This is a genomic window from Yersinia sp. 2542 StPb PI, from assembly GCF_048593855.1.
Lineage (GTDB): Bacteria > Pseudomonadota > Gammaproteobacteria > Enterobacterales > Enterobacteriaceae > Yersinia > Yersinia enterocolitica_E.
In genome coordinates this window covers 1-3,126 of the sequence record NZ_JAZGQA010000307.1, presented here as the reverse complement: position 1 = coordinate 3,126, position 3,126 = coordinate 1, and the positions used below count along the sequence as shown (strand labels likewise).

Genomic DNA, 3,126 nt, shown 5'->3' with positions numbered 1-3,126 from the left:
CGCAATAATAGAGAGAATTAATTAATTGGCGGGAATCTTTCCCGCCAATATATTTTTGTTATTAAATATGGCTTATGAGAAAGGATGTTCTTTCTTTAGAATTTTATCAATTATATTTAATACGCCAGAGTCGTTATTTGATTCGGCCTGATACTTTGCTACATTCTTAATGTTGTCTGGCGCATTTGCCATGGCATAACCAAAGCCGGCGTACTGTAACATTTCAATATCATTGCCACCATCGCCAAAAGTGACGACTTGTTGATCAGTTACATCCCACATTTTTTGGAGTAGTTTAATGCCATTGGCTTTATGAATGCCGGGTATTATAAGGTCTACAGAACCATGTCCACTTGATACCGGGGTCACTATATCTGCGAGTTCTCGCTCGATAAATTTCATAAAGTCTACCAGTTTCTCATTGGGTAAACTTATCGCAAATTTGAATGCAGACTCTGTTACTTGATCGAAGTTATCGATAATTTTAAGGCGATGGTAGTATTTACTCATTGTAGTGTAGAAATAATTATCTGAAGAACTCAACATGTAAGCGCCATTTTTGCCACAAACAATGACATCAAGATAGGGTATTGGTAGTAATGTTTTTAGCACTTTATTACAATCTTCATCAGAGATTGAACCGCAGAAAATTTCAGTATTCTTGTTACTGACATAAGCCCCATTTTCAGCAACAAAAGCGATTTCATTGGCAATCTCAGGGAAGAATGAAATTAGCTGATAATATTGATTACCACTGGCAACAACAAATTTTATTCCATTTTCTTTTAGTTGTGAATATTGTGTACTAAACCGTTCCCTATCAAAACTCATCTGATCATTGAGAAAGGTTCCATCCATATCAACAGCAATGATTTTAATGCTCATACAATTTCCCTCTTTAACATTTTAATATCTTGGTTTGATAGAGAATATCTCGGCATAGTATACCTAAAAAAAAGCTAGCATAATTTTGCTAGCAGGTAAAATTACCATACTCAGTCACACTTTTATCTTCAAAAAACAGGTTGACCCACTATCCACCGGCTTTATTTCTCGGTAGAGAAATGTTTAGTCACTGGAATATTTCAGTTTGAATGCCCCAACTGCTATGACAATAAATGTCAGAGCAACCACTGTGAATGCAGTGTAGAGGTCAGTTATATGTGCAATAAAACCGATCAGTGCCGGCCCCCCTAAAATACCGAAATAACCCAGCGTTGCGACCATGGCTACCGACATGTTCACGGGCATTACACTTTCCTGGCCAGCCAGCGTGATAAGTACCGGAACAATATTAGCTGCACCTATTCCTACCAATGCAAAGCCAAATAACGTAAATTTCCAGTCAGGTATTATGACGGCAATGGCATAGCCGGTCATGGCGATGATACTGCTAAAAACCAATACATGCTTACGTCCCAAAATACTGACAACTTTATCACCAGTGAAACGCATTACAGACATGGTGCCACCGAAAATAGCAAACCCCCAACCGGCATGTGCTATGTCAAGGCCACGGTCATTAGTTAGAAATACGCCACTCCAATCTAATACTGCACCTTCCGCCATAAAACAAATCATGCACATAAGTGCCATTAATATGAGCCTGAAGTTTGGGCGTGGTTTTATTTTTGGCTGTTGATTAGGTTCCTTATGATCGCCAAAAGGGATTAATTCCTTGAAAACGACTGAGGTAATTATAGCCATTATCACGACGGCAATCAGCGTTACGGGGAGGGGCANTAAGCCAAGAGTAAATAATATTGCACCGCCGCCAGCACCCGCAATTGAACCAATGCTGAATAAACAGTGGAAACCTGACATCAGTGGTTTATCCGAGGATTGTTCAACCAGAGAGCCTTGGACATTAACCGCAACGTCTACTAAACCAATGCCTGCGCCAAAAAAGAACAGACATAGTGCCATCAAAGGGAACTGATCAATAATTGCCAATGTGGGCAGGAAAACAGCGCTAACCACGATACCTAATAGTATTATGCTTCTACAGCCGAAGCGGCCAATCAGTTTGCCAGAGAATAGCATTGCCAGTAGGGAGCCTGTTCCCAAGCAAAGTAATAACATCCCCAAAGAGCCTGCATCAAAATGAAGTCTATTCTGTGCATAGGGCACCAACGATGCCCAAAGGCCCATAGCAAATCCAGCGACAAAGAAGATAGAGCGCGTAGATGTGCGTGTAGCCGGTGTATCCAGAGGGTAGTCGACGACATGGCTAGACATTTAAGCACCTTTCTCTGGCAAGTGGCAGCGAGCAAGTAATAAGTATAAGCCACTTTATAAAAGACTTATATTAAGTTGTGAAATATACAGTGGGTACCTGGCTTGTCAAGAACATTTTTGCCTATCAAGGTGGTTTACCGACTAGAGAAAAGGGCATACGGTGGTTAGGATAGCCTGAAGGTGGGAGAAGGGACTCTGGAAAAATTTTCTCATCATAGATACCGCTGAATACTAGATCTCAAATACTCGAAAATTATTATAGGCATCAAGAGTGTATTCTGATATTCCATTGTGATAATCGTATTTAATGTTGTCGCGATAGACAAAATGGGGTATGTGTTTGCAATCAAATTTTTTGAGTAATTGAGCAGATAATTCTGCAATACAATTTTGACTGATATGCTCTCCTGAGATGGCTATGGTTACAGGGTTAATCATGGCGATCAACGATGAAGTAATATAAATAAGTCGTTGTTGCACCAGTTCATGGTGAGAATTTATATTAGTCCCTAGATTGTCATAAAATGGCAGTTTCGACACTTCACCTGCAAATTGACTTGCACCACGTAGCATTTTACCTGAAATAACAATGCCACAGCCGGCACAATGTCTTGGTGGCATAAAAATATAGGCGATAGGTTCATTTATATTACGGCAGTGATTACGATAAAAACCAAATGCGGTATAATTCATGTCATTCCCCACCTGAACAAAAATACCGAATCGGTTACTTAATAATTCAGTGATTGCCAATCCCTCCAGGCGGGTAATATCGCAAGTAAGTATTTTCCCATCCACAATAACACCGGGCAATCCTAGCCCTATTGCTTTGATATTATTGTATTTATCTGAAAATTCTTGAATTTGCGCGAGCAACATATCTTCAGT

3 protein-coding genes are annotated in these 3,126 nt (G+C 39.9%); all 3 read right to left on the bottom strand.

The features are described from left to right. Positions 1-72: 72 nt before the first annotated feature. Positions 73-885, bottom strand: a complete 813-nt coding sequence (locus tag V1952_RS20955; protein ID WP_372558815.1) for a Cof-type HAD-IIB family hydrolase — start codon at positions 883-885, stop codon at positions 73-75. Between the two features lie 183 nt (positions 886-1,068). After that, positions 1,069-2,238: an MFS transporter gene (locus V1952_RS20950; RefSeq protein WP_420075465.1), complete on the bottom strand. Its 1,170-nt coding sequence runs from the start codon at positions 2,236-2,238 to the stop codon at positions 1,069-1,071. 231 nt (positions 2,239-2,469) lie between these two features. Next, positions 2,470-3,126, bottom strand: a 657-nt coding sequence (locus tag V1952_RS20945; protein WP_420075464.1) for an ROK family protein, incomplete at its 5' end; no start/stop codon positions are given.

What these genes read in the sequence shown, in the direction of transcription:
- V1952_RS20955 (WP_372558815.1), bottom strand. Translation starts at nt 885, where the DNA reads ATGAGCATTAAAATCATTGCTGTTGATATGGATGGAACCTTTCTCAAT.